Origin of the sequence: Stenotrophomonas sp. 1337, from assembly GCF_031455455.1 — a bacterium.
In the GTDB taxonomy this organism is placed as follows: Bacteria; Pseudomonadota; Gammaproteobacteria; order Xanthomonadales; family Xanthomonadaceae; genus Stenotrophomonas; species Stenotrophomonas indicatrix.
Map to the genome: position 1 here is coordinate 610,052 of NZ_JAVDSR010000001.1, position 24,567 is coordinate 634,618.

Consider the following 24,567-nt stretch of genomic DNA (forward strand, 5'->3'; position numbering starts at 1 on the left):
CGCGCAGGGGGAAGGGTGCAGGCCGTATCGCTGACACCTGTCACTTGTCCGTGCAATGCGTACCGCCAATAGTGAGCGCCACCGCCGCCTGCCTGGCCGGCACTCACCGAAAGGACCTCCCGTGAACCTGCTGCAGCAACTTCTCTGGCAGACCCCCATCTGGGTCTGGGTGCTTCTGGCGTTCCTGGTCTCGCGCGGCATCGCGGCCATGCGGTCGGGGCAGACCTCGCTGCGGAAGCTGGCCATCGTGCCGGCGCTGTTCAGCGTCTGGGGCATCTGGTCGATCAGCCACCGCTATGGCGGCTCGCCGGTGGCGTGGGGCGAATGGCTGGCCGGCATCTGCGCGGGCGCAGCAGTGGGCTGGCTGCTGCTGCGCCGGGCAACGCTGACCGTGGACGCCTCCACGGGCACGCTGTGGCGCAGTGCCGACTACAGCCTGCTGCCACTGCTGCTGGTCACGTTCGTCATCAAGTACGGTTTTGAAACGGCGCTCGCCGTGGCGCCCGGCCTGAGCAGCAACGCAGGTTTCAGTGCCGCCTATCTCCTGCTGTCTGGCGGATTCACCGGCATCTTCATCGGCAAGTACTGCCGGTATCTGGCGGCGTCGCGCCGGGCAACGCCCAGCGGGATGCAGCCTGCGGGCTGAGTCCAGCCCAGGATGAGGGGGCGGTGCACGCGCTTCGGTCGTGCCCTCACCACATTCACCTCGCAGCAGCGAAAATGCGTCCTTGGGCGCGCTCCAGGGCGCACCGCTCACTGCCTGCAGGAACGCAACGATGTCCAACAACCCTTTCGGTGAATCCTCATGCGCTGCCGCAGCCAGCGGTTGCGTGGAGGTGCGCGGCGCGCGCGAGCACAACCTCAAGAATGTCGATGTCTCCATTCCGCGCAATGCACTGGTGGTGTTCTCCGGGGTGTCGGGGTCGGGCAAGTCGTCGTTGGCCTTCGGTACGGTCTTTGCCGAGGCGCAGCGGCGTTACTTCGAGTCCGTAGCGCCATACGCGCGGCGCCTGATCGACCAGGCGGGCGTGCCCGACGTGGACGCCATCGACGGGCTGCCGCCGGCGGTGGCGTTGCAGCAGCAGCGCGGCGCCAGCAATGCACGTTCCTCGGTGGGCAGCGTGACCACGCTGTCCAGCCTGGTGCGCATGATGTACTCGCGCGCAGGGGCCTACCCGGCCAACCAGCCCATGCTGTACGCCGAGGACTTCTCGCCCAATACGCCGCAGGGCGCCTGCAGCACCTGCCACGGCCTGGGGCATGTGTACGAGGTGACCGAAGCGCTGATGGTTCCGGACCCGTCGCTGAGCATCCGTGAACGTGCCATCGCCTCGTGGCCGCCGGCATGGCATGGCCAGAACCTGCGCGACATCCTGGTCACGCTGGGCTACGACATCGATGTGCCGTGGAAGAAGCTGCCGAAGAAGGATCGGGACTGGATCCTGTTCACCGAGGAAACGCCAACCGTGCCGGTCTATGCCGGCTTCACGCCCGCAGAGACCCGTGCCGCACTGAAGCGCAAGCTGGAACCCAGCTACATGGGTACCTATACCGGTGCGCGCCGCTACGTGCTGCACACCTTTGCCAACACCCAGAGCGCACTGATGCGCAAGCGCGTTTCGCGCTACATGGAAGGCAGGTTGTGCCCGGCCTGCCACGGAAAGCGCCTGAAGCCGGAAGCGCTTTCGGTCACCTTTGCCGGCGTAGATATCGGCGAGTTCATGCGGCTGCCGCTGGACCAGTTGGCGGACCTGCTGGAGCCCATCGCGCAGGGCGATTTCAGCGCGCACAGCCGCGGCGCGCGTACCAGCGGTAGCGCCACGAAACGCGATCGCACGCAGCGGGCTGCAAGCGGCCGCCCTGTCCACGCTGGGGCCCCCGACGTGCGGTTGACCTCGGCCCTGTCGGAAGAGAAGCGCCTGGCCGCGCAGCGGCTGGCAGGCGGCGTCATGGCGCGTGTACACCAGCTGCGAGGCCTGGGCCTGGGGTACCTCTCGCTGGATCGCGCCACACCGACCCTGTCGGCCGGCGAACTGCAGCGCCTGCGGCTGGCCACGCAGCTCAGCTCGTTGCTGTTTGGCGTGCTGTACGTGCTCGACGAACCCTCGGCCGGCCTGCACCCCGCCGACAGCCAGGCGCTGTACGACGCGCTGGACCGGTTGCGCGACGGCGGAAACTCGGTGTTCGTTGTCGAACACGACCTGGAGCTGATGCGCCGCGCGCAGTGGCTGGTGGATGTTGGTCCGGAAGCGGGTGAGCACGGCGGGCGCGTTCTCTACAGTGGCGAGCCCGACGGCCTGCGCAAGATCCAGGAATCGCGCACGGCGCGGTATTTGTTCGACCAGGTGCCTGCGGCCGCCAGCCGGCAGCGCACCGCCAGCAGCTGGCTGGAGCTGAAGGGCATCCACCGCCACAACCTGCAGGGTGTGGATGCGCAGGTGCCGCTGGGGTTGCTGACCGCAGTGACTGGCATTTCGGGGTCGGGCAAATCCAGCCTGATGGCGCAGGCACTGCCCGAGCTGGTGCTGCTGCACTTGGGGCATGAGCCCGAGGACAACAGCGCCGAGAATGCGCCCACCGACGCGCCGACCGTGATCGAAGCGACCCGAGGCCGGCTGGCTGGCGATGTGGACGCCATCCAGCGGGTAGTGCAGGTGGACCAGAAACCCATCGGCCGCACCCCACGATCCAACCTGGCCACCTATACCGGTCTGTTCGACCACGTGCGCAAGCTGTTCGCCGCTACGCCCGCCGCGCGCCGTCGGCGTTTCGATGCCGGCCGTTTCTCGTTCAACGTGGCCAAGGGCCGATGCGAGACCTGCGAAGGCGAAGGTTTCGTCAGCGTCGAACTGCTGTTCATGCCCAGCGTCTATGCGCCGTGCCCCACCTGCCATGGCGCCCGCTACAACGAGGCGACGCTGAAGGTGCTGTGGAATGAGCGCAACATCGCCGAGGTCCTGCAGATGACGGTGGACCAGGCGCACGCATTCTTCATCGCGGAAGAGGCCATTGCCCGTCCGCTGCAGCTGCTGCAGGAGATCGGACTGGGGTACCTGCGGCTGGGCCAGCCGGCCACAGAGCTTTCAGGCGGCGAAGCCCAGCGCATCAAGCTGGCGACCGAGTTGCAGCGCAGCCAGCGCGGGCGCACGCTCTACGTACTGGACGAACCCACCACCGGCCTGCATGCATCGGACGCGGACAGGCTGCTGGTGCAGCTGCAGCGACTGGTGGACGCGGGCAATACGGTGGTGATGATTGAACATGACATGCGCGCGGTCGTGCAGGCGGACTGGGTGATTGACGTCGGGCCTGGCGCAGGCGCTGCGGGCGGCACCATCGTGGCGAAGGGAACGCCGCAGCAGGTGGCGCGCGCCAAGGGCAGCAGGACGGCGCCGTTCCTTGCGCGCGAGCTGGGGCAGGGTGGGTGAGGCGGTGGCGTCGCCGGGGTTGTACTACTACCTCCGCACGCCACACCGCTCATCCTCAGGCACATCGCCAGCAAGCGTCAGCAGCAGCCGGTCCTGCAGCGTAGGCTCCTGCACGCCAGACAGCACCTGCTCCAGATAGGTCAACGGCACCAATGACCATTGCAGCGTGGCCTGCAAGGGGTAGATCGCCGGCGCCCGATGCTCGGCACCCAGCGCAACCCGGATCAGCAGAAGCGGCGGCTGCCTCTCCACGTGCAGCACCGGTACCCCCTTGCACTGGATCTGGAAGGACGCCGAAGCGGGCGGCCCCTCCAGGAACGCGAAGCCCTCCCGCGCCCGCGCCTCTGCGAATCGATATGCATGGCGACGCAGCGTCCAGAATGTGTCATCGGGTACATCACGGTACGCGAGTACTTCGGGCTCAACGGGCTCTGGCAAATGCATCTGTACTGCAATGACCAGCGCCAGAAAGAGCACCCACATCACCCCGTGGCGCACCTTCATGTCAGGCCCCACCGAAGTGATCCTTCACTCTGCCGGCTGCAGCCGTTCGCTTGCGTGGGCTGCCAGCCCAAGGCCGGCCATGATCAGCCCTTCCATCACCCGGTCGCCAACGTACTGCTCCGGCTCGCCGTTCTGGCGGGTGCGTTCTGCCGCCAGCAGCACCTCCAGCACCACGCGCAGGCCTGTCAGCGAGCAGTCGGCATCGGCCAGCGCCATCTGCCGGCCACGCAGCTGATGCCGCTCTGGCCAAGGCTGGCCGTTGGCGGCCACGCCCGAGCCGATGCTGTGCAGCAGCGCGATGAGGGTGTTGGGATCCACGGCAGGCCCGGCCGAGGGGGCCTCGTGGATGGGCTGTGGGGCAGGGGAGTAGGGCGTGGTCATGGCGGGGCTCCTTGCGTGCAGGCAGAAGCCGCCACCGATAAAGGTGGCGGACGATGCGTGGCTCGAAAACCGGGTCTTTGTGCAAAACCGGCGGGCACAAGGCCCCCACGCACCGCCCGCCATAGCCGGCAGACGGATTGCCAGCCGGCACCACGCAACGGTGGTGCCGGCTGGCAAGCGTAATCAAGCACAAAGACACGGGTTTTCGACACCCGGCCACCCGCTTTCGGTGGCATGGCAAGAAATACGCCCGGTTGTGCGCGATGCCAATACAGTAAGGGCAATGCCGTCACCGTTTCCGACGTTTTCAGAATCGTTGCATGCCGGGGAAGGGTGTTAGACGCTTGCCCTGCAAGGGCTGCCGACGGTGGCGGTTGGCCCGCATACTTCGTGCCGGTACCGACATGCTGTGGCCGGGAGTAGGGCAGACGCGACAAATGGATGGATGGGTCGAATCCTGGTCCGCGCTGACGCCGCGCTCCACGCCATGGCACTATCCGGGATGCGTCAGGGCGCTTGAAAGGGGGAGTACATGGAACGTACGCAGAAAGCACTAACGATGGCCGATGTGGCTGGCTGGGGTTCGGCTGTCGTCACGTTTGGCTTGATTCAAGGCGCGCTCTATCTGAAGGCGTACTGGGGCCACTTTGGCCTTGATCCCTTTCAGTTTGTTGCCGTGAGCGAACTGGCGCTGGCCGGCCTGGCAGGCATCGGCATGGTGTTGTTTCTCATGCTGGTGGCCTCGCTGTTTGGCGGCTGGGTGGAGATAAAGGTGACGAGCGGCAGCGCCAAAAGCAAGCTGTTCGCATGGTTGTTTCCGCTGCTTTTCTTCATTGGCTTGGGGCTGCTGCTTTGGTGGTCGAACACGTGGCCTCTTCTGATAGGGCTTCTTCTGACAATCATCTGTGCGCTGATCGTGCAACTTTCGCCGGTGGTGCCCGCGACGGTGAAGGATTCTCCTTGGCTGATTTATGCCTTGGTGATGCTGGTCTACGTTTCGATAGTGTCGAGCATGCTTGGTTCTGAGCGTGCCGCGACGATTTCCTCTGGGGGCGGCAAGCACGTGACGGCTGTGACTGTTGATGGAAAGGTGCAGGGCGGCCTTAGCCTGATTGGTCGGCTTGGTGATAGCTATGCGCTGTGGGACCCGGCGCGGAAGGCTGCTGTGCTCGTGCCTGTTGGCGATGTTGGAAGGTTGGAGATTGCGCGAAAGGGTGTGATGCCTGTCCCTGCTGCGAAATAGGGCTGGGTTTCCGTAGGCGTCAAGCTGGGAGTTGCAGTGCACCTCAGTTCGGGGAACAGCGATAAACGCTCGTTATCGGGGGTATGCACGGCGGTGTCAGTGGCCCCGCGGCGATCTTTAACTCCAGCGGGCATCGTGTGCTACGCAGGCTGCATTAATCGAGGCTTGGCCAAGTTCAGACCCTAATTATCGCCAGCATGTCTTCGCCATCCGCATCCATGCCAACTTCGGCGAACCCGAAACTGGAGTAAAACCCCTGGGCTACGACATTGTTGGGATTGTAGCAAATTTCAATTTCTTTCAAATATTCGATCTGCCTTATTTCCTGCAGGGCGAGCCCCAGCGCCACTCTACCAATGGACTTCTTCTGGTATTCCTTGTCCACCATAAAGCGCCAGATGGAGACCTTTACTTCTGACTCCTGCACCCACATAAAAAATCCTACGGGCTTTCCATCCGCAACTATGGCGCGCGTAAAGTAACCTGAGTTGTACGCAGCCTCAACGAGCGACCAAGTGTTACTTGCCACATAGCTTTCCTGCTCCTCAGTGACCTCCAGCTCACAAATCGCCTCATAGTTTTGTTTCGTTATTTGGGCAAGAGTGATTTTCATGGGGCGGCCTGAACTGGGGGGCTTGGGGTTCGCGTCATGTTTGCGGCGGCGAGGCGTTCCGGCCAGCCCTCCATGCAAACCCAAGCAAGGCTTGCATCCCTCTCGGGCGTTGACCGGTTGCTGCCTCCCAATCTCATTATCTTAGCTCTTGCCCTTGTAATTTCGTATGTTCCAGCCACTCTTGGCGGCTGATACGGCTAATGTGCTCTGTCCGATAGTCCTGGAGGAACTGGTTGTACTTGTTTTCCTCTGTGTGATGAAAGCGAAAGCCGCACTTCGATTGGGCGGCATAGGATTGGACATTGTCAGCGAAGTAACCACACCAAAGTGCTTTGAGTTTCAGGTTTTCAAACGCATGTCGCATCACTTCACGCACCGCTTCCGGAATCAGGCCTTTGCCCCAGTACGGCACGCCGATCCAGTAGGCGATTTCACCCTCCTGCTCGCTGATCTCAAAATTGCTATCGCTGCCTATTAGAATGCCCACGCATCCAACAGTGCGGCGATTTTCCTCCAATTCGACCGCGTACACCTCTGGGTGATTGAAGACTGTGCGGATGATGTCGGCACTGTTCTCCTCGCTAGTGTGCGGCGGCCAGCCAGCGATGGGGCCGACTCGGACGTCTTTGGCGTATTCGTATAGATCGGCGGCGTCCGTGTCCCGCCAGGGGCGGAGCAAGAGTCGCTCTGTTTTAAGCGTCATGTTCTTTACTCGTAATAGATTGGTGCGTTCGAGATAGAGTATTGGGAGGCGCCTTATCAGTACACGCCAGTACCTCGGCGCTTTCGGTACTTTTCGAAACAGTCGCACCAAACGATGATACGATTGCGGCCCTTGCCTGTTGCAGCGCTGGGTCACCATGGACCACATTCCGACACTTTCCGCTCCTGGCGATTCGATTCGGGTGGGAGAAACCACGCTGGCGGAAGGGCCAGGGTTACCGCTCTCCTTTGGTCATGCCTACTTGGCGTTGCTGGTATGCCTCTCCGGCTGCGCCCACTTCACTCTTAATTTCAAAGAGCATGCGATTAGGCGCGGCGGCGTGATGCTGCTGGCTGAGGACACTATTGCCTTGCTCAAGCGTCGCTCGCGCCGCTTCAGGGTTTTTTTCTGCCTTATGCCGAAGAGTTTTGCAGCGGAAGTTGCCTACCCACTGCCAAGTACATTGTTCGTATTTCTGCATGACCATCCTCATTGCGCTCCATCCAAGGAAGACATGCCACTGATAGAAGGATGGGTGGCGCAGACGAGGAGCATTACGGGGACCTGTCCCACCTACCAAAACGTCATGTTGCGCAATCAGCTGCAGAACCTATTTTTGAAAATAACCGAGCAACTTCCAGCCAACCAACTAGAACACACTGGATTCAGCCGCAAGGAAATGCTGAGTTGGCGCTTTTGGGAGTTGATAGGCAAGAACTGCATCCGCCACCGAGATGTGAAGTTCTACGCCGACGCACTGAATATCACGCCGTTCTACCTATCGCAGTTGACCAGGGCGTTTTTCAATGACACTCCCAAGGGCCTGATCGATCGGCAGGTAACCTTGGAAATCAAGGCCCTTCTTTCATACAGTGACCTGGCTATTGGTCGTGTGGCCGACGAACTAAACTTCGCCGACGCATCCTATTTGTGTCGCTACTTCAAGCGCCAAACGGGGATTTCACTCTCCCATTATCGTAAGCACAAGAGGGAGGAAGGGGGCCAGGATTGACCTGCCGTTTGAGCATTGCGGGAACAGACCCCGCCGGCGGCGCCAGCATTCAAGCAAACCTTAAAGCTTTCTCAGTCGCAGGGAGTGAGGCCCGCGCCGGCGTCCGCGTCAGTGGCGGGCAGGGCACGTCTACCGCGAACGGAAGCACGCTGGTGCGCGTCGGTGATCGCCCGATGGGGACATTCCCAGAGTCGAAGCCGTACCCGGCCAGCTCTGATGCGGCAGGAGGGCGTGACGCGTCACGCATATCACTGAAATCGAGTAGGATTCCTCCGAATCTGGAGGGAATATGGATATTCGACTTGGGGTCATATGCCTGATGTTCGCGGCCACTGGTGCTGCGTCGGCGCAGCAGATTCACTCTGCAAGGGGGCCAGCTCCAAAGCCGCTTCCAGCCGCACCGAGGCCCGCGCACAATTCAATGGCAGCAGGCACGACGCCATTCAACTGTGAGCAGTATCGTTGGCCGAACCATCCGCATCCGGGTATGAAGCCGCTCTGCGACGGGCTTGAGGCCAACGTTCTACAAGGTGAGTCCAGGCAGGCGGGACGCCCGAAGCCATCGACTGAGGTCGTCGCACTGCCCGCAATGGGCACGGATGCAGCGAAGCGCTCAGGAATGGCCTGCATAGGCGGCCAGGCGATGAGGAGGCTGTCGAATGGCTGGGAACAGATATTGGCACCCTCGGGCGGCTGGCAGCGGTGCAGGGTTCAATAGTCCTGCATGCACGCATAGTGCCCGAGATAGAATCCGCGCAATCCAATGCTACAGGGGCAGGGATGGACAGCGAAGGCATATCGGTTCTCTTTAACTTTTTGGCGGCCATCATCGGTGCCGCGGCCAGCGGGATTCTTGGCATCGTTGGCGCTCTTATCGGTGCATTTGTTGGCGGCCTCGCCACATACCTCGTCGGGCAATCCGCCGTAAAGGCGCAGCGCGAGCGTGATTCAAAAGCAGAAGCCGATGAAGTGCGGGCTACGCTTCAGGCCATTGCGGAAGAATTGCGCTCAATCGTTGAGCTTCACACCAGCCAGACCGGCGGCGCTAGGATCATTGAAGAAACCCCTCCCGATGAGCCTGTCGGATTCTTCTATCCGATCTTCGACCGCTATTTCACTGTCTACGAAGCGTCTGCGTCGAGTATTGGGCGTATTCCAGACGCCAGGCTTCGGCGCAGAATTGTAGGAACATATGTGTCTTTCAAGGGCTTTGTAGACACAGTCAGGCTTAACAATGAATTCTGCAGGCAGCTTGAGTTGGCTGAGCTTGACCTCATCGGAAACGAAGGGCATCCCGTTTTCGAAAGGAAGGTTGCGCTCCATCGGCAGCAGATGGCTCTCTACACGCCGTCACTCAAGGAGTCCCAGCGCAGGTGCATGACGAATTACCAGCAACTCATGCTCACACTGGAGGCTTACGGGGTGTAGGGGCGGCGCCCCTACGGACGCGTTTCACACGCGCTCTCCATCATCCAGCGGCATTCCTGTGCTTGGCAGGCGGTGAGCGACAGCCAGGCCAAATCTTCCGGGAGTAGCTCGCGACCTTTCAGGTCAATACGGTGGTGCGGGTCGAACTGAATCATGCCGCGATCTCATCCTTGTCCGGGGACTTGGTAGGGAGGCAAGAGCCGAGCCAGAGGCCCAGCCATTGCCATACGGAGCCAACAAAGGCCCAGATTCGACGGATACGACATTTCGCATAATGTATATTATGTTCAAAGCAGACTGAGCATCGACCCAGACCGGGCTTTCCTGTATTACGGCGCGCCTTGCGAATCGATCACGATCACCTCGCCCAACCCCAGCGCGCGCACGGGCGCCTCGACCCGGGACAAGTCCCCCACCACGACCCACGTCAACTTGCTGGCGTCCAGCGCGGCGGCAGCGGCCCGAACCTCGTTGAGATCGAGTTGACGGAGGGAGCTGCTGCGCTGGGTGGTCCAATCGTCTGCCCGGTCGAACCGCACGATGTCTGCGATCTCCGAGGCGACGGCCTCCCGCGTCTCGAAACTGCCCGCCAGACGCCGCACCTGGCTGTCCCGAAAGCGTGCAACCTCGTCCTGCCTGGCGGGCGCGGGTCCGGACGCATACTCCTCGATCTCGCGCTGAATCTCCGCCATGGCCTCCGCCACGCGGTCGGACTGCACCGGTGCCACCACGCGCCAGGGTCGCGCTATCGGGGCATTGGCAGCACTGGAGATCACGCCGTAGGACCAGCCCTTGGCCTCTCGTAGATTCATGTTGAGGCGCGCACTTGGCGATCCTCCCAGGACGGAATTGGCAACGTCGAAGGCCAACGTCTGGGGGTCTGAACTCGGCGCGACAAGTTGCCCGGCCACCAGGGTGGCCTGCAGGGCGCCAGGGCTGTCGACCAAATACACTCGCGGCCCCGCCTGAGCGGGCAGGCGGCCGTCAATGCGAACCTCAGGCACCCCACCCGACCCGCGCCAGTCGCCCAAATGCCTCTCAAGGACTGGGATCAGCTCCTGGAGCGTCGCGTCCCCGACCACGACAAGCGTGCCGCGCTCCGGCCGGATCCAGGCGTGGTGGAACTCCAAGAGGTCATCGCGACGCAAAGCCTCAACGGAGGCAAGGGTTCCCGGTGCATTGAAGGCTTGGGCATACGGATGATCCAGCCCGTACAGCAACGCAGGCAATAGGCTCGTGGCCAAGCGCTGTGGGTTGGCCGCTTCCTCCCGAACCGCACCCATCTTGGCGGCACGCATGCGATCCATCGCTGCCGGCTCAAAGCGCGGTCGGCGCAGCATGTCCGCGTATAGCGCAACCGAATCGTCAAGCGTGTCTCTGAGACCTACCAGGGTCACCGCGCCGCTGCCCACGTCGACACTGGAACCCAGCTCCGCCCCCAGCGATTCAGCGCGCGCCGCGAACGCCAGGGCATCGTAATCCCCGGCCCCTTCCGCCAGCATGCTGAACGCCATGTCTGCCAGACCCGCAGTTGCCGCGGGATCCACCGGGAACTGGTAGGACATGCGAACAAGCGGAACGTCCTCCCGTCGAGCCAGGATCACGTGGGTGCCGTTCGACAGCGCCGCCCGCTCGATCGCAGGGAATCTCAACTCCGGATAGCTATCAGGAAACGGTGGCCCTGCGCCGCGATCCACGCCCGGTGCTGCAGCGCGACGGGTCTTGCTTGGGCTTTGCGCGTGGGGGACCGCGTCAGCCGGCTCGGCCTCCTCAGCGGACGCAGCGCGGGCGCCCGGAATGACCGTCAGGATGTGATCCCCCTGCCCCAGCCAGCGGCGAGCGACGCGAACCAGCGGGGCGGGCGTGGACGATGCCACCACGTCGCCGGACCGCCGGTAACAGCCTGCATCGCCTTCAAATACCTCACAGGCGGCGAGCACTTCTGCCTTTCCGTCCATGCCACCGTTACGCTCGATGCTCTTCAAGAACTCGGCCCGCATCGCGGTCCGCGCACGTTGCAGCTCATCCAGGGTGGGACCGTCCGCCAGCAGACGCTGAAGCTCCGCCTCGATGGCGGCTTCCACGGTCGACGGATCGATGCCGTCGCGTACGTTGGCGACGATCATGAGCCGCGATCCGAGCTGCCCCCCTGCCTCGGCCGTGACGTCGGTGGCGAGTTGATCGGAATGCACCAAGCGCTTACCCAGCCGGGAGGCATTGCTTCCTCCCAGAATGTGAGCGAACACCCGCAGCTGATCAAAGTCCGACGTCCCACGAGCTGCGATGTTCCATGTCCGGTGAACGCGCGCTTGAGGAACCTGATCGGACAACGTTTCCCGGGTGGTGGAAGCCCGCTTGGCAACGTCCACGGAAGCCCTTTTTACCTCAGGTGCCGGCGGGATATGCCCGAAATAGGATTCAACCTTCTTCTTGGCCTCTTCAACGCCGACATCTCCCGACAGCACCAGCACCGCGTTGTTGGGACCGTACCAAGACCGGAACCAGTCCTGGACGTCGGCAAGAGTGGCCGCTTGAAGATCGCGTGCGGATCCGAAGGTCGAATGATGGTACGGGTGTCCCGGCGGGTAGCTTGACCGGGAGAGCTGCTCCCATACGAGTCCGTAAGGCACGCCGCGCCGCTGCAGCTTCTCGTTCTCGACAATGCCCCGTTCGGTATCCAGCGCCTTCTGGTCGATGGCACCCAGCAGATGACCCATGCGATCGGACTCCATCCAGAGCGCCAGGTCCAGCGCCGTGGATGGAACCACCTGCATGTAGTTGGTGCGCTCAGGCGTGACCGTGGCATTGACGTCGGTGGCGCCCACGCGCTGCAACGGCCCGTAGTAGGCGTCGCGGTAGTGCTCGGTGCCTCGGAACATCAAATGCTCGAAGAGGTGCGCAAAACCGGTCCGACCGGCAGGCTCATCTCCGGAGCCCACCTGATACCACAGATGGACAGCCACGATCGGCGCCTTCCGGTCGGTGTGCACGATGACACGCAGGCCATTGGGCAGTGTGAAACGTTCGAAGGGGATGTCCACCGCGTGCGGAGCTGCAGCTGGGGCGTGCGACGCCGCTTCCGGGGTGCGCGCCGCCACTGACACGGTGAAAGCGCCCACTGCTAGCGCCGCCCAAAGCAGCCTCTTCGCACCACCTACGAAAGCGCCCATGCGTCGATCCCCCGCAAAGTAGTTGCCCACCAGCAAGCCCTGCGACCCCACATTGGCCCACCGGAGTTGTTTGGGGCTCTCAAGGTCTAGTTCAGAAAAGCAGGCCTCGCCCCTGCCTCTCCGCGCGCAGCGCCCCCACTGCTGGTTCGATCTTAACGCCCAAACTGCTCGCAGTGTTTGGAGACCATCGCTTGATAGTCCGCCATGGGCGTCAGGCCCATTTGAGCGCGACGCTGCTCAAGCTTCTCAGGCGCTTCGACCGCGCGGGCCTCCCAACGCCCCTTGTCCACACAACGCCCCTGCGTTCCGTAGCGCTGAGGTTCGTGGGTGCGGTCCCAAAGATAGGCGTAATTGGACGCTTTGACCTGCCCTGGGGCTACCAAGGGCTCCATGGCTTCTGCGACAGAGCGCTGGAACGCCGGATCCTTGTCCGCATGCTGGGCCAGTAGCCAAGCCGCGTCTACCCCGTCGTGGCCCACCTGCGCCACGGTCGGCCAGCCATGGACCGCAACGATCGCCTTCAACCGAGTGGTGTGCACCGCATCGACGGCACTAAGCACCCTCTCCTCGCCCTCGGTGGTCAGGGGAAGCTCTCGGACCGCCTGATCGGCATCCTTCATCCGCAGAAGCTCAGCGCGTAGGTCTTGCGCCGCCGGCGAAGCGGCTCCGGCGGTGGAGGCCCAAATGAGGGCCGCAGCCCATGCCCAGCATGCCCGTTTGCAACTCCTGGCCACCAATTTAAACCTGATCATGCGATTCGCTCCCAACTGCCTCTCTGGCTGTGCTCAGCGAGCTGGAGACGCCAGTAGGCACCGCATTCGAAGCAGCAAAAGAACTGCCCCCCCCCCAACACCGGAGGGCCCTCTTCATACCAGCAAGGCAGCTCGGTCCTGTAGAACACCCCCACCAGTTCGGCGGCCTCAACGGCTTGGCTAACTTCGGTGAAGTCCAGATAAGTGGTTTGCTCGTCTTTCACTGTGATACCCGCCCCTAGCTCCAGGCAATACTTGACAGTAAAGGCCGCTCGTAAGCCCTTGATTGCGCAGGTCCACATTTGGGGACAAGATCTAGGAACACCGACAACCCGGGCCCCAACCCCAGCCATAGCTTCTCGGCACTCATGGTCGCTGGCGACCCAGAGGCATCCCGCCACGTCCAGGCGACACACGTTCGCTCAAACAGTCGCACGCTCCAGTCTCCACCAGTCAGGCGTACCTCGCAGGACCAACGTTCACTTCTGAGGGAAACCCAAGCCCTCAGCCCTGCAGAATTCAACGCCGACAGACCCGCGACCACCGTGACGCGTCACGTTAATGGCGCCCGCCAACCCGTCAATCGCGCCGCCCTGGAACGTCTCGTGATTGGAACTGTCCTTGACCAGAGCGTGGACGCTGGCATTTCGCCAGCGGAGCGCGCACTAGACTTGCGCAGCGCACGCAGTCCGCGCGCATATTGCAGACGCGATTCAAAAATCATCAGACGCAACAGGCTACTTCGCTGCACCCGCGCTGTGCAGATCCCGACACAAACCTCCAACTTTTCCTACTTACACTCTAGGAAAAGTCTCAAAAATCGAACGTTTTCGATGCTCGACGCGACAGCGGCGCCAGAATGAGCGCCACGCCACTGGGCGCTGACAACACTCCTGCGCATGAACGGATTCCCTGCACCGCGCCGGCTTCGCCTGGCCCTGCTTGATGACCATGACGTCGTCCGCCGCGGCACGGCCTTCCACCTGGGCAACGACAGCCGCTTCGAGATCGTCGCCAGCCACAGTGACAGCCAGGCGTTCGTGCAGGCGCTGCAGCAACGTCATGCCGATGTGGCCATCATCGACATCACCCTGGCGCCCGGGGATATCAGCGGCACCGAGCTCGTCGAGCACCTGCGGCAGGCATTGCCGCGGGTAACGCTACTGGGTTTTGCCGGGCAGACCTCGGTGGCAATCATCAATCACCTGTTGGATGCCGGAATCAGCGGCTTTGTCGGCAAATCCGAGCCGTTGATTGAACTGTCCGACGCGGTCGTACGCGTGTCCCAAGGGCTCTGCCGCATTCCGCCGTCGTGCAAGCTGCTGACGCCCTGCGATGCGCTGAGCCGCAACGAGCGCGAGGTCATCCGGCTGGTCCTGGATGGGCTGACCGTCTCGGAGATTGCCCTGCATCGGCACCGCAGCATCAAGACCGTCAGCACGCAGAAGATTGCCGCGCTGCGCAAGCTGGGGTTGCGCAATGACGCGGAGATCTTCGCGATACGGCAGCAGTTGGAGGCGCTGTGACCGCGCTGTTCAAGCGTGGCCGCAGGTTCATGCTGCTGGCACTGTTTACCCTGCTTCCCTGTACGTCCGCAGGCGATATCCAGCACGGAAAATGGACAGCGGGGCGCGTGGTCCGGGTGGCCGCGGCCCCCACGCTGCACCCTGTGCCCGAAGATGCTGCCGACCCCGAGGTACTGCAGACGCTGGCGCATGGCTATGCCGCGCTCGTGGCCCGCCATTCCGGCCTGACCTTCGTCGAAGTCCCTTTTCCCAGCACCATCGCCGCGATGGCCGCCGTCTGTGAGGGGCGGGCCGATCTTGTGCTGGCGATGGGGGCTGACGATGGGGCACGCCTGCCCTGCCCCAGCCTGGCGCCCTCGCGCAGTTTTCCTGGCGGTGCGAGCGTGCTTGCCGGCCGCATTGGCGAGCGCTTGCCACGGCGGGTTGCCGATCTGGGCACGCTGCGCATCGCTGCGGTTGAAGGAGGCCCCTACCCGGTGTGGCTGGCACAGCACCACCCTGCAGTACCTGTGCTGCCGCACCCCAGCATGCGGGCGGCATTGGCTGCCGTGGATGCTGGCATTGCCGACGCTGCGATCGGCCTGGAATCCACTGCAGGTGCGATAGCACGACGTCACTTCTCCCACAGCCTGCGGTTGCAGACAGTGGATGCCGATCTTTCGACCCAGCTGCATCTGCTTGCCCGGCGCGAGGACCAGGCGCTGCTCGATCGTATCGAGGCGGCACTGGATGACATCACCATCGAAGAGCATGCCCAGTTGCTGCAGCGCTGGGCACGGCAGACGCTGCCGGCCGCGCTCGGCCAGAAGGTGCGCGAAGGCCTTGATGGCACCGTGCTCTGGCTGTTGCCAGCCGCAGCCCTGCTGCTGGCATTTCCGTTGCTGGCTGCACGCAGGCTGCGCCAGCAACAGGGCCTTGATCAGAAGCAGGCGCAGATGACGGGCATGATCAGCCATGAGGTGCGCAATTCCGCACAGGCCGTCATGGCGTCGATCGACCTGCTGGGCCAGGCGCCACTGCCAGCCGGGCAACGCGAACTGGTAGCCGCTGCGGCCACCGCCAGCCAGACATTGCGCGGATTGCTCAACCGCACGCTGGACTTCTCCCGCTTGGCCAGCGGCACTTTCCGGCCAAAGCTGTTGCCCTGCAACGTCCCTGCGATCTGCACGCAGGCGCTGCAGGCCATTACGCCCCTCGCGCAGAAGAAGGCGCTCAGCCTGCAGCTCTGCGCACCGCAGGCGCCGTTCCCGATGCTGGCAACGGACCCGGACTGCCTGCGCCAGCTGCTCGACAACCTGCTCGGCAATGCGGTCAAGTTCACCGACGTAGGCGGCGTTGAACTGCGCCTGCAGCTGGATGCGCCCACGAAGAACGCATCACTGTTGATAGAGGTCATCGACAGTGGCATCGGCATCGCGCCAGCGCAGATGAGCGCCCTGTTCGAGCCCTTCCGGCAGGCCGATGCAGGCAGGCAGCGCGGTGGCAGCGGCCTGGGTCTTTCCATCTGTCGCACGTTGGCCGAGGCCATGGGCGGCACCCTGGATGTCCATAGCGTGCACGGCCGTGGCAGCCGCTTCATTCTTCGCCTGCCCGTGCAGCAGGTGCAGGAAGATACGCCGGCTACTGCCGCTGCGTCCGCCCCGCCCCGGCTGGCCGGCACGCGCATCCTGCTGGTGGAGGATCACGCGCTGACCCGGCAGGTCATTGCCGCCCAGCTGCGGCGCTGGGGCGCGACGGTGCAGGAGGCTGCCAATGCCGAAGATGCCTTGGCGGCCCAGATGCAGGCGCCCTGCCCGCTGGTGATGCTGGACATCGGTCTGCCGGGAATGGATGGCTACGCGCTGGCCCGGCAATTGCGGCTGCATGAGGCAGAGGGCGCGCCGCGCGCCCGGCTGATCGCGCTTTCCGCCTTCACTGGCGACGATCACACGCGGCGCTGCCAGGTTGCCGGCATCGACGCGGTATTGCTCAAGCCGTTGCAGGCCGATGCGCTGCTGCAGGCGCTGGACCAGACTGTGCCCGACCGTGCCTTCGAAAGCACTGCCCGAGAACTGGTGGCCGCCTACGAAGAAGATATCGATCGCGAGCTGCAATGCCTGCACGAAGCGATCGCTCGTTGCGATGCCGCGCAGCTGCGCCATCATGCGCATCGCCTGCAGGGCGTGCTGCAGATGCTCAACGCGGGCGGCATGGATGCACGCGCCGGCGAACTATGGGAGCTGGGCGATCGCGTTCCGCCCGGCTGGGACGATGCGCGCCAGCTGCTGGCCGAGCTGCAGTCGTGGCGCGGCTCCCGGGGTGCGGGAGCCGCGCCGTCGCCCTGAATCAGGCGGCGTTGCGGCCTGCCTGGCGGCGGGTCAGGTCGTTGAAGCGACCCAGCGACATCAGGTGCTGGTGGATCAGCGCCAACCAGCCGTTGCGGTGCCATTCGATGACGGTCGCATCCGGCAGCGCAATGAACTTCTCGACGTCGACCACGAAGAAGCCATTGAGGTTGAACTCGCGACCATCGGGCAGGCGCACGGTTGCATTGCGCTCGACCAGCAGGCCGTTGTCGACCAGTGCCTTGGAGAAGGCCTGGGTCTGCTCGTGCTCGCGGGTGAACTGGCCGCAGAACTCAAGCGCCTGCTGCACCATCTCGGTGGCCTTGCCATCGACGAACAGCGGCTGGCCTTCTTCGCCGCCACGGACGATGCGCGGGCTGTCTTCGTCGATGCCGAGCAGGAAGTCATTGTCCGCGCCGGTGTCGATGAAGATGAAGGGATGGCGGCGCAGGTAGGCCGGGATGTAGGTCTCGTCGTCCCACAGGCCATCGGTGATGAACAGGTTGTCGGTGGTCACGCCCACGGCGGCCATCGGCACCGCGCTCGGGCCTGCGAACAGGATCGGGAAGTGATGCAGCGCCAGCGAGAATTCGCCCAGCACCAGCGGGATGGAGTTGCTGCTGGCAGCGAACTCGAGCTTGCCCGGCAGGATGCGCAGATCGGCGTGCAGGTCTGCCTGCAGCGGCACCGGGCGGGTGTAGAACAGGGGCGCGCTGCTCGGCGCAGCTTCGGTGGTGGTGTCGCTGGTGGTGGTCATCGTGGAAACCATGTCGATCATGCGCGCCTGCCATCCCGGGCGCGCCAGCGGGAACAACCTGAATCCCGCATTATCAACAAGGCAGGTGACAACGGCCACCCCGCCGCCGACTTATTTCAACTGCAACGGGTAGCGCTGCCACAGTACGTGGACAAGAAAGCCAGCCAGTTCGGTGTCGCGCGCACTGACCGCCGCGCGGATCTTGTCCAGCAGGACCATGTCGCTGCAATGCCGCACATCGGCGTGGTTGGCCTGGCCAGCGCGCCGTGCCCGATAGCGTGCAGCCCGCTGTGCGTCGCTCATTGCGTACCCGAACTTGGGCGGCCGACCGCGTTTGCGCGGCAGGGTCAGCTCCAGGGTTCCGGGATCATTGTCATCACGCATGGGCAGGGTGCGGGCGGCGGCAAGCAACGGGGGGTGCGCAATTTATCGTGAGGCATCACTTTAATCCAGCTTTTTCTGCAGTTTTGTTGCAATGCAATGCAAGCACGTGGCGCACGGATGGCACCCATCCACGCCATGCGTGGATGACCCCCTCCAATGCAAAGGTCGGTAGATCCACGCCATGCGTGGATGCCCCACCTCGCCAACACAAAAAAGGGAGCCCGAGAACGGGCTCCCTGCATCCACCTTACGCTGCACGCACCGGCTCGTAGCCATGCAGGTGCGATTCGCTGCTGGCCCGTCCCTGGCTCAGCGAACGCAGCGAGGTCGTATACCCGACCAGCTGCGCCAGCGGCGCGAATCCGCTGACTTCGGCGCGACCGTCCTGGTCGTCGATGCGGGCAACGCGTCCATGGCGGCGATTCAGATCACCCACCACGTCCCCCACCGAGGCGGACGGCGAATGCACCGTCACCGCCATCACCGGCTCCAGCAGCTGCGTACCGCTGGCCGCCAGCGCGGCCTTGATGCCCTCGCTGCCGGCCCGATGGAACGCCATCTCCGACGAATCCTTCGCGTGGGTCTGGCCATCCACCAGGCTGACTTCGATGCCGACCACCGGATGGCCCTGCGGGCCTTCCGACAGCGCGGCACGAACGCCCTTCTCCACCGCAGCGATGAAGTTGCGCGGCACCACGCCACCGACGATGCGGTCATTGAACACAACCTCACCGTCGTCGCGCGGCACCACATCCAGCACCACGTGCGCGAACTGGCCCTGGCCGCCGGTCTGCTTGACCAGGCGGCCCACAACGCCTTCCACGGCACGCTGCGGCGTTTCCTGGTAAGCCACGCGCGGCGCGCCAATGCCGATGTCCAGCTTCCATTCGCTGCGCAGGCGCTCGACCATCACCTCCAGGTGCAGCTCGCCCATGCCCCAGGCCAGGGTTTCACCGGTCTCGCGATCGGTTTCCACCCGGAACGAGGGATCTTCCTGGGCCAGGCTTGCCAGGCCCTGCGCCAGCCGGATCAGGTCGGCCGCACGTGCCGGCTCCAACCGCCAGGCCAGTACCGGGGCCTGTGCCTGGATGCTCTCCAGGCGCAGCGGCTGCCCTCGCCCGCTCAGCGTTTCACCGCTGACCGCATCCTTCCAACCCAGCACCGCCACGATGTCGCCGGCCACGGCCTGCCCGATGTCCTGGGTCTGGTCGGCCTGCACGCGCACCAGCCGGCTGATGCGACGCCCTTGCGGGTGCTGCGAGCTGGCCACGTTGTCGCCTACCTTCAAGGTGCCCGAGTACAGCCGCACGAAGCTCAACGCACCGTGCTGCTGGTGGGTGATCTTGAACAGCAGGCCAGCCAGTGGACCGTCCGGGTCCGGCGGCAGCAGGACGTCGCCGCCCTCGCCTTCGGCAGTGACCGCAGGACGATCCAGCGGCGACGGCAGGTAATCGACCACCGCATCCAGCAGTGTTTCGATGCCCTTGTCCTTGAAGGCAGCACCCGCCAGCACCGGTACGCCGGCGCCCGCCAGCGTCGCGCGACGGATCGCTGCGCGCAGCGTCGCCGCGTCGATGTCACGACCTTCCAGCCATGCCGTTGCCAGCACATCATCATGGTCGGCCACGGCTTCGACCAGCGCATTGCGCTGCGGTTGCCACTGCGCGCGCTCGGCCTCGCTCCATGCCGTCACCGTCGCCGCGCCCGCGTCCTGCCACTGCAGTACGCGGCCATCGACCAGGTCGACCCAGCCGTGGAAGTCGCCCTCACTGCCCAACGGCACGCCCAGCGCCCACGGTCGCGCGCGCAGCTTGTCCTGCAGCTGCTCCAGCACGCGCTCGAAAGAAGCGCCGATGCGATCCATCTTGTTGACGAACGCAATCAACGGCACGCCATGCCGGCGCGCCTGGCGCCACACGGTTTCCGATTGCGGCTGCACGCCGTCCACGGCCGAAAACACGGCCACGGCACCGTCGAGCACGCGCAGCGAGCGCTCGACCTCGATGGCGAAGTCGATGTGGCCGGGCGTGTCGATCAGGGTCAGCTGGTGCAGCGGCAGATCGCGTGGCGCCCACTGTGCGTGCACGGCGGCCGCGCCGATGGTGATGCCACGTTCGCGCTCGATCGCCGAGAAGTCGGTGGTCGCGTTGCCGTCATGCACTTCGCCGACGCGGTGGATCTCGCCGGTCTTCCACAGAAGGCGTTCGGTAAGGGTGGTTTTGCCAGCGTCGATGTGGGCAATGATGCCGAGGTTGCGAAGACGCGACAGAGTCTGGGTGTTGGTGTTCATGAGAAAGGTTCCTGCTGGGCCAACTTCGGGGGCCGCACACGCCGGTTGGCAACGGCGTGTGCGGCTAGCGTTCGGTCTCGGCGATCTGGTGCATGGCACGTTCTCCTTGCGGTGGAGCGGGTTGAGGGATGGGGGCGGAAACGAAAAGAGCGCCCCGGAGGGCGCTCTGTGGATGGTCCAGCGAAGGCCGCGATCAGCGGCCTCGTAGGGCTCCAGGCAGACACGCCCGTTCCGCGCTTGCGCGGGTCAGGGTGAAAAACTTCAGGAGCGGCATCCGGTTCATGCGGCGCATTCTAGACCTGTCAATCTGGCGCGCAAGTGAATATTGCGCGCATGGATGGAACGATGAGGCGCAACGGGGCAGCAATCACCCAGGAACGATCATTCGCACCCATTGATCCGCCGCGCCTCACCCACCGTCGCGGCGTGATCCCCCGTCACCGACACCCAGTCCTTCAGCGGGAAGGCGGCATTGATCTCGCCTCGACGAGGCGTGTCGTGGATGGTCACTTCAGTCCAGGCGCCCACCGCACCGAGCTCGCTCAGGCGGGCAGCCTGGTCGTCATCGGTGCTGAAGGTGTCGCCCGGCTTGGACGGCTTTGCGTTGTTCACCGTGGCGGTCTTCAGTGCGCGCACGCGCAGCGCACCATTGGGCATGCGCTGGCTGATCACGTCGTAACGCTCAACGCCGTAGGCCCACGACCGCTCGGCCTGGCGGCGCACTTCACTGCCGTCATCGGCCACCTCGATCTTGCCATCCACCAGTCCACTGATCGAAGCGAGGCTGCCGTAGCCGGCCATCATCGCTTCGTAGCCGATCATCTGCCGCTTCTCCAGCGGCAGTTCGCTGGCCGCAGGCTTCATGCCCGGCAGCTTCAGATACGCCGACTTCTTGCAGAGCAGCAGCACGCTTTGATTGCCCCAGGCCATCAGCATCGCGCCACCGGTGTAGTAGTGCGTGGTGAAAAGATCGGAGGCGGCGCCGGCGCCCTTCGCATGGCGGATTTCGATCGAGGTCGCCTGGTCAGCCACCTTGTCCAGCACAACCGTGCGGACGGGAGCGGCGTGCGCCGTGCACGATGCAGCAATGATCGAAGCCAGCAGTGTCGCGCGCGGGAGGATGTAGTTCATGGGGGTCATTCCGTTGAGAAAAACGAACCGACAATGATACGTCGCGCTGCGCAAGGAAGCTTTACTGCATCAGGTCACCACAACCAATGGCACGCCGCGTCGCGGATGCTGCAGCACCACCACGTCCTGCTGGTAGACACGCTGCAGGTTGCCCTCGGTCAGCACGTGCGAAGGCGTGCCGTCAGCGGCCACCCTGCCCTGCTCCAGCAATACGATGCGATCGGAGTATCCGGCCGCCAGGTTGAGGTCATGCAGCACCACGATCACGCACGCACCGGCTTCGGCGCAGGCCCGTACGCTGCGCAGGGTGCGCTCCTGGTGGCGCAGATCCAAGGCAGCCGTAGGCTCATCCAGCAGCAGCAACGGCGTGTCCTGTGCCAGCACGCGCGCGAACGTGGTGCGCGCCGATTCGCCGCCGGACAACTGCTGCACTTCGCGCAGGCGCAGCGCCTGCAGCTCGGCAGCATCGATCGCCCGCTCCACCTGCACCTCATCCACCTGCGGATCCGGCGGGTGCGGCAGGCGCCCCATCGCCACCACTTCCTCCACGCTGAAGGCGAAGCGCACGCCGTGCTCCTGCGGCATCACCGCACGTTCGCGCGCAAGCGGTCCGGCCCTGTAGTCGCGCAGCGGACGTCCATGCAGCTGCACCTCGCCACCGTCGGCACGCAGATCGCCAGCCGCCACCCCCAGCAGGGTCGACTTGCCGGCACCGTTGGGCCCCACCAGCGCCGTCACCGTGCCCGGCTCGAATGCGAGGGTGATGCCATGCAGGATCTCGCGCTGCTGGCGACGCACCACCACGTCGCGCAGTTGCAGGAAGGCGCTCATGCCGCCGCCTTGCGGCGCTGCTGCAGCACCAGCCAGAGGAAGAACGGCGCGCCCAGCGCGGCGGAGAACAGGCCCAGCGGAATCTCGGCAGGCGGGTCCAGGGTGCGCGCCGCAGTGTCGGCCACCACGATCAGCAGTGCACCCAGCAGACCCGACAACGGCAGCAGCCAGCGGTGGCCAGGGCCAACCAGCAGGCGCGCCACGTGCGGCACCACCAGGCCGACGAAACTGATCGAGCCGGCGAACGCTACCGCCGCGCCGACCAGCAGCGCACTGAAGGCCACCAGCAGGCGCCGTGTACGCGCCACGTCCAGCCCCAGATGCTGTGCCTGGCGCTCGCCGAGCGCCAGCATGTCCAGCGGCGTGGCCAAGCGATGGAGTGCGAACGCGCCGATGGCGAACAGCGGCAGCACCGCCACCACGTCGGCCCAGTTCGCGCGCGCCAGCGAGCCCATCTGCCAGAACACCAGTGATTGCAGCTCGCTTTCGTTGGCGATGTAGGTCAGGAAGCCGATCAGTGCCGAACAGAACGCGGCCATCGCAATGCCCACCAGCAACAGCGTGGCATTGCCACTGCCCTTGCCCGGCCGCGCCAGCGCGTAGGTCAGCCCGATCGCGGCGGCACCGCCGCCGAAGGCCGCCACCGGCACCAGCCAGCCGGCTGCGCCCGCAGCACCCAGCACGATCGCCGCCACGGCACCCAGCGCGGCGCCCTGGCTGACACCGACGATGCCCGGATCGGCCAGCGGATTGCCGAACAGTCCCTGCAGGCTGGCACCGGCCATCGCCAGCGCCGCGCCGACCATCGCCCCCAGCAACGCACGCGGAATGCGCAGCTGCCAGACCACGGCCAGGTCACGGCTGCTGACCGATTGCGGATCCAGCAGGCCCAGCTTCACCGCCAGCGCCTGCATCACTTCCAGCGGTGGCAAGCGCAGCGGCCCCACGGCGAACGACGCCAGCACCGCGCCCAGCAGCGCGAGCAGCGCAATCAACAACATCGTCCGCCCGCGACGGCGGCGTCGATCCGCAGGGCTCATGCCTTCGGCAGCGCCGCCAGCGCCTGCGCCAGGGCCAATGCCCCCGCACCGGAACCGATGCTGGCGTACTTCAACTGCGCATCCGGCATCACCCAGACCCGGTTGGCCTGTCCGGCCGGGGTCTGCTTCAGCGTCGGGTAGGCCTTCCACAGGCCTTCGGCACCACCGAACAGCTGCAGGTCGTGCTCGGTCACCAGGATCACGTCCGGTGCCGCCGCGACCACGCCTTCGTTGCTCAGCTGCGAATAGTTGGCCACGCCGGCCTCGGTGCCGATGTTCAGGCCGCCGGCCAGGGCGATCAGCTTGGCCGATGCGCTGTCGGCACCGGCCACGGTGGGCGAACCGCCCGCTCCCGTCGCCGACACATGGATCACCCGCGGCGCATGCGCCAGGCCCTTGCCGATCGCGGCGGCCTCATCCAGCTGGCGCTGCACCTGCGTGGCCAGGGTCTGCCCTGCGTCGGCCACGCCGAGCACGGCGGCGATCTTCCGCACCTTGTCCGGCGCCGGCTGCAGGTCATCGATCACCACTGCAGGCTCGCCCACTTCGCGCAGCTTCTTTGCCAGTTCGGTGTGGCGACGCAGGCTGTTGCCGATGAACAGCGACCCCTGCAGGCTGAGAACCCCCTCCACGCCGGTCGTGCGGTTGAACAGGAACTGGTGCGGTGCGGCCAGGCCTGCCTCGGTGGTGGTGTTGGTCGGCGCGGCGAACACCTGCTTGCCCAGGCCCAGCGCCTCGATCACCGCGATGATGTCGTCACCGCCGGCAATGATCCGGCTGCTGTCATCCACCTCCACATCGGCGCCATCGTCGGAGTGCACCTTGCTCGGCAGCACCGCCTGCTGACCCGGCAGTGTCGGCACGTCGCTGCCTGCCACCCGCTGCCAACCTGCGGGTAGTGCTCCCGCCTTGGCGGTGGCGGCCGCCGGTGCTGCTGCGTCTGGGCTGCCGGCAGACGGCGGCGCTTTATCGCCACAGGCGGCCAGCACCAATGAAACGGCAATCGGGAGCGCGCACTGGCGCAGGCGGGAAGCGATGTTCATGCAGATT

General features: G+C 64.6%; 21 protein-coding genes. 7 read left to right on the top strand and 14 right to left on the bottom strand.

Translation table 11 applies throughout. The features are described 5' to 3' along the window. Window positions 1–121: 121 nt before the first annotated feature. Together J2X70_RS02770 and J2X70_RS02775 are read left to right on the top strand one after the other, a co-directional pair. Window positions 122–646: a DUF6622 family protein gene (locus J2X70_RS02770; protein ID WP_309908837.1), complete on the top strand. Its 525-nt coding sequence runs from the start codon at window positions 122–124 to the stop codon at window positions 644–646. 130 nt (window positions 647–776) lie between these two features. After that, window positions 777–3,428, top strand: coding sequence for an excinuclease ABC subunit UvrA (locus tag J2X70_RS02775; protein ID WP_309908839.1), 2,652 nt, complete (start codon window positions 777–779; stop codon window positions 3,426–3,428). A 27-nt stretch (window positions 3,429–3,455) separates the two neighbouring features. On the opposite strand, the gene J2X70_RS02780 is transcribed toward J2X70_RS02775, so the two are convergent. Further along, complete coding sequence (locus tag J2X70_RS02780; protein ID WP_309908841.1) at window positions 3,456–3,932, bottom strand: hypothetical protein; 477 nt, start codon at window positions 3,930–3,932, stop codon at window positions 3,456–3,458. A 24-nt stretch (window positions 3,933–3,956) separates the two neighbouring features. After that, entirely contained in the window at window positions 3,957–4,313 is a 357-nt protein-coding gene (locus J2X70_RS02785; RefSeq protein WP_049468354.1) for a hypothetical protein, read from the bottom strand. Window positions 4,314–4,845: 532 nt separating this feature from the next. On the opposite strand from J2X70_RS02785, the gene J2X70_RS02790 reads away from it, so the two are divergent. Continuing rightward, a complete protein-coding gene (locus tag J2X70_RS02790; protein WP_309908843.1) occupies window positions 4,846–5,556 on the top strand; it encodes a hypothetical protein in 711 nt (236 codons plus the stop codon). A 175-nt stretch (window positions 5,557–5,731) separates the two neighbouring features. Here J2X70_RS02790 and J2X70_RS02795 read toward each other — a convergent pair whose 3' ends face one another. Together J2X70_RS02795 and J2X70_RS02800 are read right to left on the bottom strand one after the other, a co-directional pair. After that, window positions 5,732–6,169, bottom strand: coding sequence for a GNAT family N-acetyltransferase (locus J2X70_RS02795; RefSeq protein WP_309908845.1), 438 nt, complete (start codon window positions 6,167–6,169; stop codon window positions 5,732–5,734). Between the two features lie 136 nt (window positions 6,170–6,305). Continuing rightward, a complete protein-coding gene (locus J2X70_RS02800) occupies window positions 6,306–6,872 on the bottom strand; it encodes a GNAT family N-acetyltransferase (RefSeq protein WP_309908848.1) in 567 nt (188 codons plus the stop codon). A 157-nt stretch (window positions 6,873–7,029) separates the two neighbouring features. Here J2X70_RS02800 and J2X70_RS02805 point away from each other — a divergent pair, with 157 nt between their 5' ends. Beyond that, on the top strand, window positions 7,030–7,884 hold the full coding sequence (locus J2X70_RS02805) for a helix-turn-helix transcriptional regulator (RefSeq protein WP_309908850.1): 855 nt from the start codon (window positions 7,030–7,032) through the stop codon (window positions 7,882–7,884). Window positions 7,885–8,664: 780 nt separating this feature from the next. Beyond that, complete coding sequence (locus J2X70_RS02810) at window positions 8,665–9,312, top strand: hypothetical protein (RefSeq protein WP_309908852.1); 648 nt, start codon at window positions 8,665–8,667, stop codon at window positions 9,310–9,312. A gap of 11 nt (window positions 9,313–9,323) precedes the next feature. Here the strand turns inward: J2X70_RS02810 and J2X70_RS02815 are convergent, their stop codons facing one another. From J2X70_RS02815 to J2X70_RS02825, 3 genes are all read right to left on the bottom strand, one after another. Next, window positions 9,324–9,467, bottom strand: coding sequence for a hypothetical protein (locus tag J2X70_RS02815; protein ID WP_309908854.1), 144 nt, complete (start codon window positions 9,465–9,467; stop codon window positions 9,324–9,326). Window positions 9,468–9,641: 174 nt separating this feature from the next. Beyond that, complete coding sequence (locus J2X70_RS02820) at window positions 9,642–12,353, bottom strand: pitrilysin family protein (RefSeq protein WP_309908856.1); 2,712 nt, start codon at window positions 12,351–12,353, stop codon at window positions 9,642–9,644. A 281-nt stretch (window positions 12,354–12,634) separates the two neighbouring features. Beyond that, complete coding sequence (locus J2X70_RS02825) at window positions 12,635–13,234, bottom strand: DUF6624 domain-containing protein (protein ID WP_309908858.1); 600 nt, start codon at window positions 13,232–13,234, stop codon at window positions 12,635–12,637. Window positions 13,235–14,133: 899 nt separating this feature from the next. On the opposite strand from J2X70_RS02825, the gene J2X70_RS02830 reads away from it, so the two are divergent. Together J2X70_RS02830 and J2X70_RS02835 are read left to right on the top strand one after the other, a co-directional pair. Further along, window positions 14,134–14,760 (top strand): response regulator transcription factor, encoded by a 627-nt coding sequence (locus J2X70_RS02830; protein WP_033831073.1) that lies wholly within the window; start codon window positions 14,134–14,136, stop codon window positions 14,758–14,760. Further along, window positions 14,757–17,084 carry an ATP-binding protein gene (locus J2X70_RS02835; RefSeq protein ID WP_309908860.1) on the top strand — a complete coding sequence of 776 codons (2,328 nt, stop codon included), beginning with the start codon at window positions 14,757–14,759 and terminating at the stop codon, window positions 17,082–17,084. Before J2X70_RS02830 ends, J2X70_RS02835 begins: the two co-directional genes overlap by 4 nt. Before the next feature lies 1 nt (window position 17,085). Here J2X70_RS02835 and J2X70_RS02840 read toward each other — a convergent pair whose 3' ends face one another. From J2X70_RS02840 to J2X70_RS02870, 7 genes are all read right to left on the bottom strand, one after another. Beyond that, window positions 17,086–17,841, bottom strand: coding sequence for a SapC family protein (locus J2X70_RS02840; protein WP_025877209.1), 756 nt, complete (start codon window positions 17,839–17,841; stop codon window positions 17,086–17,088). Between the two features lie 111 nt (window positions 17,842–17,952). Next, entirely contained in the window at window positions 17,953–18,225 is a 273-nt protein-coding gene (locus tag J2X70_RS02845; protein ID WP_025877210.1) for a hypothetical protein, read from the bottom strand. Between the two features lie 247 nt (window positions 18,226–18,472). Further along, complete coding sequence (fusA, locus tag J2X70_RS02850) at window positions 18,473–20,515, bottom strand: elongation factor G (RefSeq protein WP_025877212.1); 2,043 nt, start codon at window positions 20,513–20,515, stop codon at window positions 18,473–18,475. A 381-nt stretch (window positions 20,516–20,896) separates the two neighbouring features. Beyond that, complete coding sequence (locus tag J2X70_RS02855; protein ID WP_032974801.1) at window positions 20,897–21,646, bottom strand: hypothetical protein; 750 nt, start codon at window positions 21,644–21,646, stop codon at window positions 20,897–20,899. A 69-nt stretch (window positions 21,647–21,715) separates the two neighbouring features. Beyond that, window positions 21,716–22,477, bottom strand: coding sequence for a heme ABC transporter ATP-binding protein (locus J2X70_RS02860; protein ID WP_309908863.1), 762 nt, complete (start codon window positions 22,475–22,477; stop codon window positions 21,716–21,718). Further along, entirely contained in the window at window positions 22,474–23,517 is a 1,044-nt protein-coding gene (locus J2X70_RS02865) for an iron ABC transporter permease (protein WP_025877218.1), read from the bottom strand. The genes J2X70_RS02860 and J2X70_RS02865 overlap by 4 nt, the downstream gene beginning before the upstream one ends. Continuing rightward, window positions 23,514–24,560 carry an ABC transporter substrate-binding protein gene (locus J2X70_RS02870; RefSeq protein ID WP_154880304.1) on the bottom strand — a complete coding sequence of 349 codons (1,047 nt, stop codon included), beginning with the start codon at window positions 24,558–24,560 and terminating at the stop codon, window positions 23,514–23,516. Before J2X70_RS02870 ends, J2X70_RS02865 begins: the two co-directional genes overlap by 4 nt. Window positions 24,561–24,567: the final 7 nt, after the last annotated feature.